Origin of the sequence: Thermohalobaculum xanthum (assembly GCF_016623495.1) — a bacterium.
In the GTDB taxonomy this organism is placed as follows: Bacteria; Pseudomonadota; Alphaproteobacteria; order Rhodobacterales; family Rhodobacteraceae; genus Thermohalobaculum; species Thermohalobaculum xanthum.
Window position 1 is genome coordinate 445,752 of sequence record NZ_JAEHHL010000002.1, and the last position, 14,018, is coordinate 459,769.

Here is a 14,018-nt window from a genome sequence, read left to right on the forward strand (position 1 = left end):
CGCTCGGGGCGCGCGAGTCGCCAAGAGCAAAGGGGTCGCCGCTGGGCGACCCCTCCGTGAGCTTCGAGCGAGTTCGGCCGGAACGGGCCTGCCCTCACGGTTCAGACGGGGAAAGGAGGCTGCTCCGAACCCAGGCCGAATCGTGCATTCCGATCCGAAAGCTCCAAAGGCCCACTCGACATCGGATCACCTCCTTTCAAATGTTGCGCCAGTGATGTGAGCATGACGCAGAGTGATACGCCTCGCAACATATTATTGTGGCCATACCCCATAGGTTGTGGAGAATGACACCGAGCCCACAATCCAAAGACAATCGCGTAAAAATGCAAAGGGCGGGACCGAGACGGTCCCGCCCTGCTGCCTCAACACAGCTTGTGTCGCTATCAGGCGTGCCGCGCGCCACCAGTGGGCATCTGCCGAGCACCATGACGCTTGGAGATGCGAGCCCAAAGGGCACGCGCCATCTCGCGGATCGCCTGTTCCCGCAGCTTGCGCGAACGCGCGACGATGCGCGCGATTTCGTCCGCGCTCGGAACGCGGGCTTTGAGATCAGTAGTGTAGTCGATCATCTTCTGCTCTGCGCGTCGAGGACACTGCTCGGTCCGTCGGCTTGCGCAGCCTCCGTTGTTTCGCATGTGCACAACGTAGGTGCCCGCCTCACGGATTTGGACTGCCTGTTTTTGCATAGCCGCTTTCGCACCTGCGAAAGGAACAAAAATGGCGGCGCCGACACGGCGCCGCCGAAAGAAGCGACCGGTTCACGACCTCAGAAGTGCCCGACCTCGGATCCCGAGACCGACGCCTGCTCAAGCCAGTCCGCGAGATGGTGCGCAAGCGAACGGAAGCAGACGACCTCCCAGTCCTCGTCACCAAGGCGCCAAAGGCCGACCGCGATGCCGCCAAGATGCGTCCGCCGCGCGGTCCCGACCGGGAACGCCTGCTCGCGCAGATCCACCGGCGCGCCCTTGGCGAGCACCTCGGCGACGGCGCCGCCCTTCAGGCGGAAGACGACGCGGGCGTCCGATAGATCCAGAGCCATCGCGTGAACGCCCTCGAGCGCCGCTTCGGCTGCCGCAAGGCCGGCGGTGGCCTCCGCCGGCGCGACCAGAAGCAAGAGCTCGTCCGGCGACATCCAGACGGCGCGCCCCTTCTTTCCAGCCTCCACGCGCAGAACGCCGGGAACATCTGTCCCGGTCACCGCGCGCACGGCTTTGGCCATCTGCGAGGATGACAGGTCGCCCCTCAGGCCGATCATCCCGGTCAATCCCGCTTCCTCGACGCGGACGAGATGCCCGCGATCGATCACCCGGCCCGCGACGCCGGTTGCGGCGCTCACCCCTGCGTGTTGCTCAGACATTCTGGCGCGCCCCTTCCTTGTCGTAGAAGACCGGGTCGACGACCGTCGCCTTCATCACCTTGCCCCCACTCAACGGGAAGCTCAGCGTCTCGCCCATCCGGGCGCGCCCGCCCTCGATCAGCGCCATCGCGATCGAGTGCCCAAGCGTCGGTGACATGTAGGTCGAGGTCACATGGCCGATCGTTTTCATCTTCTCGCCCGGCGTCTTGACCTCCTCAACGGCATGGGCACCGTCAGGCAACCGTTCGGCCGGGTTCTCGGTCAGCAGGCCGACCAGCTGCTTGCGTCCCGGCCGGACGAGGTCGGACCGTTCCTGGGCACGCTTGCCGATGAAGTCCGCTTTCTTCTTCGACACGGCCCAGCCCAGCCCGAGGTCCTGTGGCGTCACCGTCCCGTCGGTCTCGTCGCCGATCATGATGAAGCCCTTCTCGGCGCGCATGACGTGCAGCGCCTCGGTCCCGTAAGGCATCACCCCGAGCGGCTTTCCCGCCTCCAGCAGCGCATTCCACAGCTCCAGGCCGTGCCGTGCGGGCGTCGCGATCTCGTAGCTGAGTTCGCCCGAGAAGCTGATCCGGTGGATCCGCGCGGGCATGCCTGCCAGCGTGCCCTCGGCGAAGGCCATGAAGGCAAGCGCGTCCGCCGAGACGTCGACATCCGTTCCCGCCGCCTCGAGCAGCTTGCGCGCATTCGGACCAGCGACGACGATCTGGGCGAGCTGCTCGGTCACGTTGGCGGTGTAGACCTCGAGATCCCACCATTCGGTCTGCAGCCATTCCTCGAGATGCCCGTGCACCCGATCCGCACCGCCGGTGGTGGTGTGGCACAGGAAGCTGTCCTCCGACAGCCGCACGACGACACCGTCGTCGAACAGGAAGCCGTTCTCGTTGCACATCAGCCCATAGCGGCAGCGGCCCACCGCCAACGAGGACATGACGTTCGTGTAGACGAGATCGAGGAACTTGCCCGCGTCCGGCCCCTTGACGATGATCTTGCCCAGCGTCGAGGCATCGAGCATGCTAACCGCTCCGCGCGTGTTCCGGACCTCGCGCTCGACGGCGGCGTGACGGTCCTCGCCGGCGCGGCGGAAGCAGAACGGCCGCCGCCAGTCGCCGACCGGCTCGAAATCGGCGCCGTTCTGGACATGCCATTCATGCATCGGGCTCTGGCGGACCGGCTTGAACAGCACGCCCTTCGCCGGCCCCGTGATCGCCCCCATCGAGATGGGCGTGTAGGGCGGGCGGAACGTCGTCGTTCCCACCTGCTCGATCGGCTGCCCGAGCTGATCGGCGAGGATGGCGAGGCCGGCGATGTTCGACGTCTTGCCCTGATCGGTGGCCATGCCGAGCGTGGTGTAGCGCTTGGTGTGCTCGACGCTCTCATAGCCCTCGCGCGCGGCAAGCATCACGTCCGCCGCAGTCACGTCGTTCTGGAAATCGACGAAGTGCTTGGAGCCATGCGCGTATTTGCCAACCGAGGGTGTGAACCAGTGGGCCATCGGGGGTGCCAGCTCGGGCTCCTCGACCTTTGGCGGTTTCGGCGCGCGCGTGCGCTTGGCGGGTTTCGCGCCAGCTGACTTGGCCGCCTCAGCGCCGACGCGCATTGCGTCGGCAAGGCTCGCCGCCATGCTCATCTCGCCATTCGCGGCACCAGCGCAGTGCGTGTTCACCTCGCCATCCGAGCCGAGTGGCGCTCCGCGCTCGGGAGCCGGGCGGAACATCCCATGCTCGTCGTCCCATTTCAGCTTGCCGCCGCAATGGCTGTAGAGGTGAACCACCGGCGACCAGCCGCCCGACATGGCGACGGTTTCGACGTCGAGCGACTCGAGCGCGCCGCCCACCTGCCCCGACGCGGTGATGCGGCCGATCTTGACCGCCTCGACACGCTGCCCGCCATCGACCTTGACGATGCCCATTCCCTCGCGCACGTCGATGCCGAGGCCGCGCACATGCGCCGGTAACGCGCCATCGGCACGGGGCCGGACATCGACCACCGCCTTGACCGTCGCGCCGGCCTCGTGCAGCGCGATTGCGCTGCGGTAGGCATCGTCGTTGTTGGCGAAGACCACCGCGGTGCGCCCGGGGCACACGCCCCAGAGCCGGATGTAGTCGCGCACCGCCCCCGCCAACATCACGCCGGGAAGGTCGTTGTTCGCGAAGGTCAGCGGACGCTCGATCGCGCCCGTGGCAACGACGATCTGCCGGGCCCGCACCTTCCAGAGGCGGTGGCGCGGCGCGCCGGAGCGGCCTGGCTGATGATCCGAGACGCGCTCGTAGAGCAGCCCGAAGCCGTGATCGTAAAGGCCCGACGCCATCGTCCGCGTCCGCATCCGGACGTTCGGCATGGCCTCCATCGCCTCGGCCTCGGCCACGGCCCAGTCGGCCGCCGGCATCCCGCCGATCATGGTGTCCGACTCGGCCAGTGCGCGACCGCCCCAAAACGCGGTCTGCTCGACCAGCAGCACCTCGGCGCCGGCCTCGGCGGCCGCGCGCGCGGCTGCGAGCCCGGCCGTGCCGCCACCCACGACAAGCACGTCGCAGAACGCGTGGAAATGCTCGTAGGTGTCGGGGTCAGCCTCGCTCGGCGCGCGTCCAAGTCCCGCGGCGCGGCGGATGATCGGCTCGTAGAGATGCTTCCACGCGGCGCGCGGGAAAAGGAAGGTCTTGTAATAGAAGCCTGCCGGGAAGACCGGCTTGATCGAGGCGATTGCCGCGTTGACGGCTCCGACGTCCCATTTGAGCGAAGGCCAGCGGTTCTGGCTCTCGGCGGCGAGACCGTCGAAGAGCTCGGTCGTGGTCGCGCGCTGGTTGGGCTCGTAGCGCGGGCCGGCACCAAGCCCCACCAGCGCATTCGGCTCTTCGGCACCGCTGGCGACGATGCCACGGGGCCGGTGATACTTGAACGAGCGGCCGACCATCACGTGGTCGTTCGCGAGCAGGGCCGAGGCAAGCGTGTCGCCCTCGAAGCCCTCGCCGGTCTTCCCGTCGAACGTGAAGCTCACGCGCCGGGTGCGGTCGATCAGCCGCCCACCGGCAGCAAGACGGTATGCCATCGGTCAGCCCTCCCAGCCCGGACGGCGCGCGCGGATCGCGTCGAGGATATCTTGCGGCGGCTCGGAAACCTGTGCCGTGTAGGTGCCAAAAACCTCGAGCGTGACGGTGCATCGAGCCGCGTGGAACCACTTGCCGCAGCCAAAGGCGTGGCGCCAGCGCTCGAAGTGGACGCCCTTGGGGTTCTTCCGCTCGAAGAGGTATCCGGTGAACTCGTCGTCGCCGGAGCCGGGACCGAAGCGCTTGAGATGCGCTTCGCCGCCGGGAGCGAGTTCGGTCTCGGCGCATTCGGCGCCACAGCAGGGACAGGTCAGGATCAGCATTGGGGCGCTCCCTCGCCGACACGCGTTTGTCGGCCATTGCGCGTCTTCCTCGCATGAAGGGCGCGTTCCGACATCGCCGGACCCGTCACAACAATGTCCGGGAGCGACAGCCCCGATCGAGGGCGCATGGACGGACTGCCGCGAGAGCGCGCAGTTCAGCCATGCAGCAGCTCCATGATCAGCCCGCCGAATCCCCACTGCAAGGTCCCGAGGATCGAGAGCGCCATCTCGAGGCGATAGGTGTCAAGTCCACGCTCGGCGCTCTTCGCCGCCATCAGGTCGTCGAAGCTCTCGTCGAGGATACGCTCCATCTCGTCGAGACTGTGCTGGGGTGGGCCGAAATGTTCATGCCCAGGCCGCAGGCGGCGCACATAACGCCAGATGAAGCGCAGCTGAACCTCGACCTGGTTGTCCCAAAGCCGTCTCAGCTCCGTCGCGCGATAGCGCTCGGTCAGAAAGACCGCGAATCCGAGGCAAAGCAGCAGCGCGCCCATCGCGCTGAAGATCTCGGTCCATCCCGACAGCAAAGCCGCCAGCGTCGCCCCCGCCCACCCGACGATGGTCGCAAACATGAGGATTCGGCCCGGCCCGGGAAGACTGAACGACATGCCTTGGAGATTGCGGAAGTCAGCGAATGCTGGCAACGGGCCGCGCGGTCGCATGCGCGCGACCGGACATGACACGCCTTACCCGGCTCGATCAGCCGGTGGCGGACACTGCGCTCGCGGAGCGCCGGGACCCGCAGGCTTCCGCATCTTCTCGGTCTGTGGCAGCATGAAGCCGGAGGGCGAGCCCTTGGGCCACCCGGGAGCACGGGGACAGTTCATGGTCGATTTCAAGAAAGCGCCCGATGGGACCGGGGCGCGGATGAGCGATCTGATTCAGGTGCAGGCGAACCAGACCACCATCGAGAGCGCCCCGCAGGGCCTCTTCACGCTTGAGCAGTGGTTCATCATCGCAATGGCGGGCATGGCGATCTCCCTCCTCATGCTGGTCGCCGGGCTGGTGCTCGCATGGCGGCGCAAGCGGCGGCGGAAGATTGCCGGGCAGTGAATGCCCGACTAGCTGCGAAGCGTCCGATCAGCGGCAAATCTCGCAACGAGCACGAGTGCCCCGAGGGCCAGCACGGGAGCTGATGGTTCGATCAATGCCCGCCAAGGCATGTCCGCGACCACGGACGCGGCCTCGGACAGCCCGAAGATCACCACGTAGTCGGCGCGAGGCGCCGGAATGAAGACGGCCATAAGCACACACCCTTCTGCGATACGCGAAGCACAGGCTCCGGATACAGAACAGATGTGAACATTGGATTGATCGGGCGCCCTTTTCGGCCGCCCGAACGATCAGTGGGCCACGGCCGCGGCGACGCTCTCGTCAATCATGCGACCGGCACGGAAGCGATCGATGCCGAACGGTCCCGCCACCTCGTCGGGCGTGCCCTTCGCGACCGTCGCGGCGGTGCACCAGCCCGAGCCGGGGATCGCCTTGAAGCCGCCGGTGCCCCAGCCGCAGTTGATGAAGATCCCTTCGACCGGCGTCTTGCCGATGATCGGCGACCGGTCGCCGGTCATGTCGACGATCCCGCCCCACTGGCGCAGCATCTTGAGCCGCGAGATGATCGGGAAGGTCTCGCATAATGCGCGCACCGTCTCCTCGATATGCTGGAAGCTGCCGCGCTGGGTATAGGCGTTGTATCCGTCCGTGCCGCCACCGATCACCATCTCGCCCTTGTCGGACTGGCTCATGTAGCCATGCACGGTGTTGGCCATCACCACGATGTCCATGCATGGCTTGATCGGCTCCGAGACAAGGGCCTGCAACGGCATCGACTCGATCGGCAGGCGGAATCCCGCCATTTCGGCAAGCACGCCCGAATGCCCTGCAACGACGATGCAGAGCTTGTCGCAGGTGATTGCCCCCTTCGAGGTCTGGACACCCGAAACCCGGCCGCCGGGGCCGTAGCGGTCGATCGCGGTCACCTCGCATTTCTGGATGATGTCGACACCCAGCGCCGAGGCCGCACGCGCATAGCCCCAGGCCACCGCGTCGTGGCGCGCGGTGCCGCCGCGCGGCTGCCAGAGCCCGCCCAGAACCGGGTAGCGCGGCCCGTCAATATTGAGGATCGGGCAGATCTCCTTGACCTTGTGGGGCGTGACCATCTCGGTCTTGATGCCGGCAAGCCGGTTCGCATGCGCGGTCCGCTGCATCGCGCGGAACTCGTGCTCGGTCTGGCACAGCATCATCACGCCGCGCGGGCTGAACATGATGTTGAAGTTCAGTTGCTGGCTGAGATCCTCGTAGAGACCGCGCGACAGCTCGTAGATCGAGGCCGAGGCATCCTGGAGGTAGTTCGAGCGGATGATCGTCGTGTTGCGCCCCGTGTTGCCGCCACCGAGCCATCCCTTCTCGAGCACCGCGACATTGGTGATGCCGTGGTTCTTCGCAAGGTAGTAGGCGGTCGCAAGGCCATGGCCACCGCCGCCGATCACGATCACCTCATAGTGCCGCTTGGGCTCGGGGTTGCCCCAGGCGCGCTCCCAGCCGGAGTGGAATCGCGCGGCCTCGCGGGCAACGGCAAAGGCGGAATAGCGTCTCATCGGGGCAGCGCTCCCATTACGGGTCAGGTTCGCCCTGACTAGCGCGAAGGCGCCCCCGACGTGCGGGGGAATACGTCATCTCGATGCCACCGCGCGACATCGGCGGTGACTGGCACCTGTGTCGCAGGCCGGCGCGCCGAGGCGGAACGCGGTTGCGATGGACGCGCCACGGGCTTAGGTGAGAGCGGGCTGAAAGAGACCTCACGCATGAGCATGTTCCTGATCGTTGCCGGAGCGCTTGCGGTGCTCGCCGCCGCGGTGATCGCCTATCCGCTGCTGCGCGGCGGCGCGTCGGCTGAAAGCCGGGATGCCGCCGATGCGCGGGTATTCCGGGACCAGCTTGACGAACTCGAGCGGGATCTCGCGCGCGGCGTGATTTCGAGCGCGGAAGCCGACGGCGCCCGCGCCGAGGTGTCGCGTCGCCTGTTGCGCGCGGCGGATCGGGCCAGCCGAGGGGCATCGGACCGACAGGCACCGCGCACCGTCACCGGGCTGGTCGCGGGGCTCACACTCCTGGCCGCGCCGGTTGTCGGTGGCGTCGTCTACATGTCGGTCGGCGCTCCCGGCATGCGGGATATTCCGCTTTCCACGCGCGACGCCGCCGCCGATCGCGTCGCGCGCCCCAGCCAGTCCGAGGCCGAGGCGCAATTTGCCGACGTGCCGCGCCCCGACGCGCCGCAGGTGCCTGACGAGTACCGCGCGCTGATCGTGCGGCTCGAGAAGATCATCGAGGAGCGCCCCGACGACCCCGAGGGGAATCGTCTTCTCGCGAACGCCTACATGCAGATGCAGCGTTATGCCGAGGCATGGCGGGTGATGGCGCATCTCGTCGAGCTGCGAGGCGCGGCGGCACCGGCCGAGCTTTACGGCGCTCAGGCCGAGGCAATGGTGCTGGCGGCGCGCGGCTATGTCTCGCCCGAGGCCGAGACGGTCATCGCCCAGACACTGGAGCGCGATCCGGCGCAACCGATGGCACGGTACTACTCGGGCTTGGCACTTGCGCAGGCAGGGCAGATCGATGCGGCCATCGGTACCTGGCAGACGATGCTGAACGAGGCGCCGGAGGATGCAGAATGGCGCGGCTTCGTGGGCGAGATGCTTGCCGAGGCGATCCGCGTGCGCGACGGCGCGTCCGCGGAGCAACCACCATTCGCTGGTCCAAACCCCTCGGGGACCTCGCCCGGGCCGGCCTCCGCCGACATCGCGGCGGCAGCGGAGATGTCGGACGAGGATCGCGCCGCGATGATCGAGGGCATGGTCGGCCAACTGGAACAGCGCCTCGAGGGCGAGGGCGGTGAGCCGGAGGAGTTTCTTCGCCTGATCAATGCCTATCGCGTGCTTGGCCGCGCGGACGATGCCCGCCGCGCCTTTGACCTCAGCCAGCGCAAGCTGCAAGGCTCCGAGGCGTCCTTCGTGCGCGAGCAGGCCTTGGTCATGGGGCTGATCACCGAATGACGACAGGTTCCCCCCCCACGCGCGCTCCGGTCCACGAGGACGTGACCGAGCTGGGTGCCATGCACGGGCCGCTGATGGGGCTTGACCTGGGCACGAAGACCATCGGCGTTGCCATCTCCGACGGCCTGAGGTTGACCGCGACGCCAGTCCTTACCGTGGCGCGAAAGAAATTCACGGTGGACGCCGCCGCCCTGATCGAGTTGATCGACCGGCGCGGCGTCGTGGGGGTCGTCCTTGGCCTCCCGCTCAACATGGACGGGTCGGAAGGACCCCGGGCACAGTCGACCCGCGCCTTCGCGCGCAACCTCTCGGCGCTGATCTCGGTACCGATCGCGTTCTGGGACGAGCGGCTGTCGACGGCGGCGGTCGAGCGGACGCTGATTGCGGCAGATTCCTCGCGAAAACGTCGCGCCGAGGTGATCGACAAGCTCGCGGCCGCCTATATCTTGCAGGGCGCGCTCGACCGGTTGTCGGCGCATCGCAACTCCGGCGAGCCATGACCGACGAGATCTGGAAACGCGACGAGATCGAAAGCCCCTGCGTGAAGATCTGCGTGATCCACCCGCAAACCCGGCTTTGCGTCGGCTGCAATCGCAGCATCGACGAGATTTCCGCATGGTCGCGAATGACGCCCGAAACGCGCCGCGCCGTGATGGCGGAACTTCCCTCGCGATCGGCCGGGCCAACGACACGGCGCGGCGGCCGCGCGGCCCGGCGCTCGGGCTGAAGCTTCGGGGCCGCCCTGACAGCGTCATATCCTTGCCATTCTTGCCTGACACGATCTTGATCAAGACGCAGGACAAGACTAGCGTACATTTCGTCTCGGTTGCTTAATGGTCCGGGTGGGCGCGGAGAAACGTCAGTAAACAGCGCGCTTTCGAGCAGAGTACGGGTGGCAGGCGGATGATCTTCTGGCTGATCCTTGCGATCTTCTTTGTGACAGCACTGGTCCTGCTCTCGGGCGCCGGATTCCCGGTCGACCTGCAAGACGAGGACGCGGTGATGCGTCTCGTCTACTCGCTGATCCTCGGATCCGGCATCGTTGTCGCCGCCACGGGCCGCGCGATCATGCACCAGGGATGGCGGATCGTGCATTATGGCCTCGTGTGGTCCTGCGTGTTCGCGACCATGCTGGTGGCATACTCGTTCCGCGCGGATGTCCAGGCGGGGCTCGCCGAGATCAGGGGCGTGCCGATGCAGTCGGTGGCACTGAGCCAGGCGCGCGTCGAAGCCGAGCTCCGGCGCGGCTGGGACGGCCATTACCGTGCCGATGCCATCGTGAACGGGGTCGGCATGCGCCTGATGGTCGATACCGGCGCGACGATGGTTCTGATCCCCTACGAGCAGGCATCGGCGATCGGCATCGACACGGGCGGGCTCGACTTCTCGATCCCCGTGATGACGGCGAACGGGCGCTCGACGGTTGCGCCAATCCGCATCGCGTCGATCGGGGTCGGACAGATCATGGTGCGTGACGTTCCGGCGGCGGTGGCTCAGCCGGGCCGACTTCAGACCGGGCTTCTGGGCATGAGCTTCCTCGACCAGCTGGGTGAGACGAGCTTCCAAGGCGACCGGCTTTTCCTGCGCCAGGGCTTTGCTTCGGATTCGCCCCTGTTCAAGAAAGCGCCGGCGAACTGACGGTCACGCCGTGACCCGCACCTGCCTTGCGCGTCATCCGTTACTTGTCGTCCAGCCACCACGCAGGATCACGCCCGGGATACGGGTCCGGCCGGAAATAGGCGATTGCCCGCAGACCGCTTGGCTCGGCGTCCCCCCAGGGCGCAACACCATGAAGCGCGAGCCGGTGGACGAGATAACACTCGCCCGGCAACGCGTGGACGGCGACGCGCCGGCAGGTCTCGAAGACCTGACCTCGGGCAGCGGTGTAGGCATCCGTAATGTCCTCGAGCGCCCAGCGCTCGACCGGCACTCCGGCAAGCCTTGCCTTCAACGCCGAGCGGATGATCTCGTGCGACCCCTCCCACACCACCAGCGGCGCCGCGTCCCGGGGCGCCTGTGTCAGCGGGATCCCGAGGATGAAACCGTGAACTTCGCCAATCGTGCGGCGCCGCGCCGCATCGCGAGCGAGGCCGTCGACATGGGCAGCGTCGCGATCCCTCCGGAACCGGAACGCCGCCGCGCTCTCGTCCTCCGACGGCGCCGCGGGATAGCCGGGCAGGCAGATCGAGATCTGCGCCCGGTCCCAGGCAAAGGCTGCGAGCCCAAGCCTGTCGCGCACGAAATCCACCACCGCGCCTGAAACCGGAGGCACGCCTGCGTCCGGGACTGCGCCGCGGTCATCGTTCGGCAACACGTTCACGCCAGCAAACCATGTGCCGCCGCACCGCAGCCAGCGGGCCCGAAGGTCAGGGTCTGCGAGAAGGTCCCCGGCCACTGGCCGCGCGGCGGACGCCCATGCGGCGATCTCGGGATCATGCGGGAAACCGGCCCATCCGCGCGAGAAGAATGCCGCGGCCAGCGCAGCGTCCGTCATTCCGCGGCCTTCGCCGGCACGACGGCGCCCAGCGCCTCCTCGATCAGATCGATGCCCGCGCCGGGCTGCACCGCGCCGGTCGACAGAATGCGCCGCCACGCGCGCGCGCCCGGACGCCCGGCAAAGGCACCAAGCATGTGCCGCGCGATCTGGTTGAAGCGCACACCGCGCGAAAGCGCGTCGTCGAAATAGTCGTACATCCCCCGCACGGCGTCTTCCGGAGCAACGCGCGGCCTCGGGCAGCCGGTAACGATCTCGTCGGCCTCGGTCAGGATTGCCGCCGGTGCGTGATAGGCGGCGCGGCCGACCATCGCACCGTCGAACCGCGACAGGTGCTGGCGGACCTCCTCAGTCGAGCCGATCCCGCCGTTGAGGCTGAATTCAAGCTCGGGCCGGTCAGCGCTGACGCGCGCCACAAGATCGTAGTCGAGCGGCGGGATGTCCCGGTTCTCCTTGGGGCTCAAACCATCGAGCCAGGCCTTGCGCGCGTGCACAATGAAGTGCCGTACGCCCGTCGCGGCAATCCTGTCGATGAAATCCGGGAGGACGACGTCCGGATCCTGGTTATCCACCCCGATGCGGCATTTCACCGTGATCTCGGGACCATTTTGTCCGGCGGCCTCGATCATCGCCGTGACGCAGTCCGCGACCAGCGCAGGCTCGCGCATCAGGCAGGCGCCGAAGCGGCCCGACTGCACCCTGTCCGAAGGGCAGCCGACGTTGAGATTGATCTCGGCAAATCCGCGGTCCCGCGCCATGACGACGGCGCGCGCCAGCATCGCCGGGTCCGAGCCACCCAGTTGCAGTGCGAGCGGATGCTCCGCCACGTCGTGATCGAGCAACCAGTCCGCTTCGCCGATCACGAGCCCCGAGGCGGTGATCATCTCGGTATAGAGCAGCGCATGCCGCGTGAACTGGCGGTGGAACATCCGGCAGTGGCGATCCGTCCAGTCCATCATCGGCGCAACCGACAGCCTGCGCGATTGCGTGAGGCTCACGCGCGCATCATCGCGTTGCATCAATTCGGACGGCGACTGTTTCATCGGCGACCGGATCGCACAGCGCGGCGCTCGACGCAACCGGCAGGTGCTCCGCAGCGACATCGTTGTCCGCGACTTGACGACCGATCAATTTTTCTATTATTCGCGAAATAGTGAATAAATTCACGGCTGAGCCTCCACCGCCACCACGGGGGCGGCACCATCGACCGAGAGGACAGGACAGGCCGGTATGGACACGAAAATTACCGCGCGCAGCGCGGACGGCGGCCTCGGCACCTTCGAGAAATGGCTCTCGGCGTGGGTCGGGCTCGCCATCCTCGCGGGGCTTGGCTTGGGCGCCATGCTGCCCGGACCTTTCGCCGTCATCGCAGCGGTCGAGATTGGACACGTCAACCTCGTCATCGCGGTGCTCATCTGGGCAATGGTCTATCCGATGATGGTCGGCGTCGATTTCGGTGCGCTCGCCCACATCGGCGAACGGCCCAAGGGGCTCCTCGTCACACTGGTCGTCAACTGGCTGATCAAGCCCTTCACCATGGCGGGACTCGGCGTGCTGTTCTTCGAGCATGTCTTCGCCGGGCTGATTCCGCCCGACGACGCGCAGGCGTACCTCGCCGGCGTGATCCTCCTGGGTGCGGCACCCTGCACCGCGATGGTCTTCGTCTGGTCCGAGCTCACCCGCGGCGACCCCGCCTATACGCTGATGCAGGTCAGCGTGAACGACGTAGTGATGGTCTTTGCCTTCGCGCCGATCGTCGCGCTGCTGCTCGGCGTCGCCGATATCCCCGTCCCATGGGAGACGCTTCTCCTTTCTGTCGCGCTCTATGTCGCCGTGCCGCTCGCCGCCGGAGTGTTCACTCGGCGCTGGCTGATGCATGGCGGCGGCGAGGCTGCGGTGGATGCGTTCAAGGCACGCATCAAGCCGGTCTCGGTGCTGGGGCTCATCGCGACCGTGGTGCTTCTCTTCGGATTTCAGGGACAGGTGATCCTCGAGCGCCCGCTGGTAATTGCCCTGATCGCCATTCCGCTGCTGATCCAGAGCTATGGCATCTTCGCCCTTGCATACGGGGTGGCGCGCGTCGCGCGGATCCCCTTCAACGTCGCCGCGCCATGTGCGCTGATCGGCACCTCGAACTTCTTCGAGCTGGCGGTGGCGGTCGCGATCAGCCTGTTCGGCCTCGGTTCGGGCGCGGCCCTGGCGACGGTCGTTGGCGTTCTCGTCGAGGTTCCGGTGATGCTCTCCCTGGTCGCCTTCGCCAACCGCACCCGTCACTGGTTCCCGTCCTGATAGGCCACGCCGACGCGTTTTCGTCACCGGCCCCAAAAACGTGACCGCGGCACTGGCTGAATTTTCTTGAATCCCTCCCCCCACCCCGCTGCTAGACTGGAGCGGATGCGGGGAGAGGACCCAATGGGCCGATTGACGACACATGTGCTCGACACCGCGGCAGGCCGCCCGGCGGCGGGGGTCGCCCTCGCCCTTTGCCGCATTGCCCCCGGGGGGCGGGTGGCGCTTGCCACCGCGGTGACCAATGCCGACGGGCGGACCGACGAGCCGCTGCTCGCGGGGCCGGCATTCGAAGGCGGCCTCTACGAGCTCAGCTTCTCGGTTGGCGCCTATTTCGATGACGGGGGTTTCTACGACGTCGTTCCGGTGCGATTTCGGATCACCGATGCCGGCGCGCATTACCATGTGCCGCTGCTGATCTCGCCCTTCGGCTACTCGACCTATCGCGGGAGCTGA

At 67.0% G+C, this 14,018-nt stretch carries 16 protein-coding genes; 7 read left to right on the top strand and 9 right to left on the bottom strand.

Annotated elements, in window-relative coordinates; translation table 11 throughout:
• Positions 1–383 precede the first annotated feature (383 nt).
• The 5 genes from H0I76_RS07070 to H0I76_RS07090 form a co-directional block, all read right to left on the bottom strand.
• Positions 384–569 (bottom strand): RSP_7527 family protein, encoded by a 186-nt coding sequence (locus tag H0I76_RS07070; protein WP_200608693.1) that lies wholly within the window; start codon positions 567–569, stop codon positions 384–386.
• Between the two features lie 197 nt (positions 570–766).
• Positions 767–1,357, bottom strand: coding sequence for a sarcosine oxidase subunit gamma (locus tag H0I76_RS07075; protein WP_200608695.1), 591 nt, complete (start codon positions 1,355–1,357; stop codon positions 767–769).
• Positions 1,350–4,406, bottom strand: a complete 3,057-nt coding sequence (locus H0I76_RS07080; protein WP_200608697.1) for a sarcosine oxidase subunit alpha family protein — start codon at positions 4,404–4,406, stop codon at positions 1,350–1,352. Before H0I76_RS07080 ends, H0I76_RS07075 begins: the two co-directional genes overlap by 8 nt.
• A gap of 3 nt (positions 4,407–4,409) precedes the next feature.
• Complete coding sequence (locus tag H0I76_RS07085) at positions 4,410–4,727, bottom strand: sarcosine oxidase subunit delta (RefSeq protein ID WP_200608699.1); 318 nt, start codon at positions 4,725–4,727, stop codon at positions 4,410–4,412.
• Positions 4,728–4,882: 155 nt separating this feature from the next.
• Positions 4,883–5,299, bottom strand: a complete 417-nt coding sequence (locus tag H0I76_RS07090; RefSeq protein WP_200608701.1) for a hypothetical protein — start codon at positions 5,297–5,299, stop codon at positions 4,883–4,885.
• Positions 5,300–5,552: 253 nt separating this feature from the next.
• Between H0I76_RS07090 and H0I76_RS07095 the strand changes: the two genes are divergently transcribed.
• Entirely contained in the window at positions 5,553–5,780 is a 228-nt protein-coding gene (locus tag H0I76_RS07095; RefSeq protein WP_200608703.1) for a hypothetical protein, read from the top strand.
• 290 nt (positions 5,781–6,070) lie between these two features.
• On the opposite strand, the gene H0I76_RS07100 is transcribed toward H0I76_RS07095, so the two are convergent.
• The gene (locus H0I76_RS07100; protein WP_200608705.1) at positions 6,071–7,324 is read right to left on the bottom strand and encodes a sarcosine oxidase subunit beta family protein; all 1,254 of its coding nucleotides are present in this window, start codon (positions 7,322–7,324) and stop codon (positions 6,071–6,073) included.
• Positions 7,325–7,531: 207 nt separating this feature from the next.
• Here H0I76_RS07100 and ccmI point away from each other — a divergent pair, with 207 nt between their 5' ends.
• The 4 genes from ccmI to H0I76_RS07120 all read left to right on the top strand — a co-directional run bounded on the left by ccmI (position 7,532) and on the right by H0I76_RS07120 (position 10,417).
• Positions 7,532–8,779, top strand: coding sequence for a c-type cytochrome biogenesis protein CcmI (gene ccmI, locus H0I76_RS07105; RefSeq protein ID WP_200608707.1), 1,248 nt, complete (start codon positions 7,532–7,534; stop codon positions 8,777–8,779).
• A gap of 59 nt (positions 8,780–8,838) precedes the next feature.
• Positions 8,839–9,279 carry a Holliday junction resolvase RuvX gene (gene ruvX, locus H0I76_RS07110; protein ID WP_200608819.1) on the top strand — a complete coding sequence of 147 codons (441 nt, stop codon included), beginning with the start codon at positions 8,839–8,841 and terminating at the stop codon, positions 9,277–9,279.
• Positions 9,276–9,506 carry a DUF1289 domain-containing protein gene (locus tag H0I76_RS07115; protein WP_200608709.1) on the top strand — a complete coding sequence of 77 codons (231 nt, stop codon included), beginning with the start codon at positions 9,276–9,278 and terminating at the stop codon, positions 9,504–9,506. Before ruvX ends, H0I76_RS07115 begins: the two co-directional genes overlap by 4 nt.
• Positions 9,507–9,682: 176 nt before the next feature.
• Positions 9,683–10,417 carry a retropepsin-like aspartic protease family protein gene (locus H0I76_RS07120; protein ID WP_200608711.1) on the top strand — a complete coding sequence of 245 codons (735 nt, stop codon included), beginning with the start codon at positions 9,683–9,685 and terminating at the stop codon, positions 10,415–10,417.
• Positions 10,418–10,457: 40 nt separating this feature from the next.
• Here H0I76_RS07120 and H0I76_RS07125 read toward each other — a convergent pair whose 3' ends face one another.
• The 3 genes from H0I76_RS07125 to H0I76_RS07135 are packed head-to-tail and all read right to left on the bottom strand — an operon-like array spanning position 10,458 to position 12,440.
• Positions 10,458–11,273: a hypothetical protein gene (locus H0I76_RS07125; protein ID WP_200608713.1), complete on the bottom strand. Its 816-nt coding sequence runs from the start codon at positions 11,271–11,273 to the stop codon at positions 10,458–10,460.
• A complete protein-coding gene (gene dusA / locus H0I76_RS07130) occupies positions 11,270–12,292 on the bottom strand; it encodes a tRNA dihydrouridine(20/20a) synthase DusA (protein ID WP_200608821.1) in 1,023 nt (340 codons plus the stop codon). Before dusA ends, H0I76_RS07125 begins: the two co-directional genes overlap by 4 nt.
• The gene (locus H0I76_RS07135; protein ID WP_200608833.1) at positions 12,279–12,440 is read right to left on the bottom strand and encodes a hypothetical protein; all 162 of its coding nucleotides are present in this window, start codon (positions 12,438–12,440) and stop codon (positions 12,279–12,281) included. The genes dusA and H0I76_RS07135 overlap by 14 nt, the downstream gene beginning before the upstream one ends.
• A gap of 63 nt (positions 12,441–12,503) precedes the next feature.
• Between H0I76_RS07135 and arsB the strand changes: the two genes are divergently transcribed.
• Positions 12,504–13,562, top strand: a complete 1,059-nt coding sequence (gene arsB, locus H0I76_RS07140) for an ACR3 family arsenite efflux transporter (RefSeq protein WP_200608715.1) — start codon at positions 12,504–12,506, stop codon at positions 13,560–13,562.
• A 123-nt stretch (positions 13,563–13,685) separates the two neighbouring features.
• Entirely contained in the window at positions 13,686–14,018 is a 333-nt protein-coding gene (gene uraH, locus H0I76_RS07145; protein ID WP_200608717.1) for a hydroxyisourate hydrolase, read from the top strand.

Excerpts from the sequence above, each read along its gene's own strand:
- H0I76_RS07070 (WP_200608693.1), bottom strand. The coding sequence starts at position 569 with ATGATCGACTACACTACTGATCTCAAAGCCCGCGTTCCGAGCGCGGAC.
- H0I76_RS07075 (WP_200608695.1), bottom strand. The coding sequence starts at position 1,357 with ATGTCTGAGCAACACGCAGGGGTGAGCGCCGCAACCGGCGTCGCGGGC.
- H0I76_RS07080 (WP_200608697.1), bottom strand. The coding sequence starts at position 4,406 with ATGGCATACCGTCTTGCTGCCGGTGGGCGGCTGATCGACCGCACCCGG.
- H0I76_RS07085 (WP_200608699.1), bottom strand. The coding sequence starts at position 4,727 with ATGCTGATCCTGACCTGTCCCTGCTGTGGCGCCGAATGCGCCGAGACC.
- H0I76_RS07090 (WP_200608701.1), bottom strand. The coding sequence starts at position 5,299 with ATGTTTGCGACCATCGTCGGGTGGGCGGGGGCGACGCTGGCGGCTTTG.
- H0I76_RS07095 (WP_200608703.1), top strand. The coding sequence starts at position 5,553 with ATGGTCGATTTCAAGAAAGCGCCCGATGGGACCGGGGCGCGGATGAGC.
- H0I76_RS07100 (WP_200608705.1), bottom strand. The coding sequence starts at position 7,324 with ATGAGACGCTATTCCGCCTTTGCCGTTGCCCGCGAGGCCGCGCGATTC.
- ccmI (WP_200608707.1), top strand. The coding sequence starts at position 7,532 with ATGAGCATGTTCCTGATCGTTGCCGGAGCGCTTGCGGTGCTCGCCGCC.
- ruvX (WP_200608819.1), top strand. The coding sequence starts at position 8,839 with ATGCACGGGCCGCTGATGGGGCTTGACCTGGGCACGAAGACCATCGGC.
- H0I76_RS07115 (WP_200608709.1), top strand. The coding sequence starts at position 9,276 with ATGACCGACGAGATCTGGAAACGCGACGAGATCGAAAGCCCCTGCGTG.
- H0I76_RS07120 (WP_200608711.1), top strand. The coding sequence starts at position 9,683 with ATGATCTTCTGGCTGATCCTTGCGATCTTCTTTGTGACAGCACTGGTC.
- H0I76_RS07125 (WP_200608713.1), bottom strand. The coding sequence starts at position 11,273 with ATGACGGACGCTGCGCTGGCCGCGGCATTCTTCTCGCGCGGATGGGCC.
- dusA (WP_200608821.1), bottom strand. The coding sequence starts at position 12,292 with ATGCAACGCGATGATGCGCGCGTGAGCCTCACGCAATCGCGCAGGCTG.
- arsB (WP_200608715.1), top strand. The coding sequence starts at position 12,504 with ATGGACACGAAAATTACCGCGCGCAGCGCGGACGGCGGCCTCGGCACC.
- uraH (WP_200608717.1), top strand. The coding sequence starts at position 13,686 with ATGGGCCGATTGACGACACATGTGCTCGACACCGCGGCAGGCCGCCCG.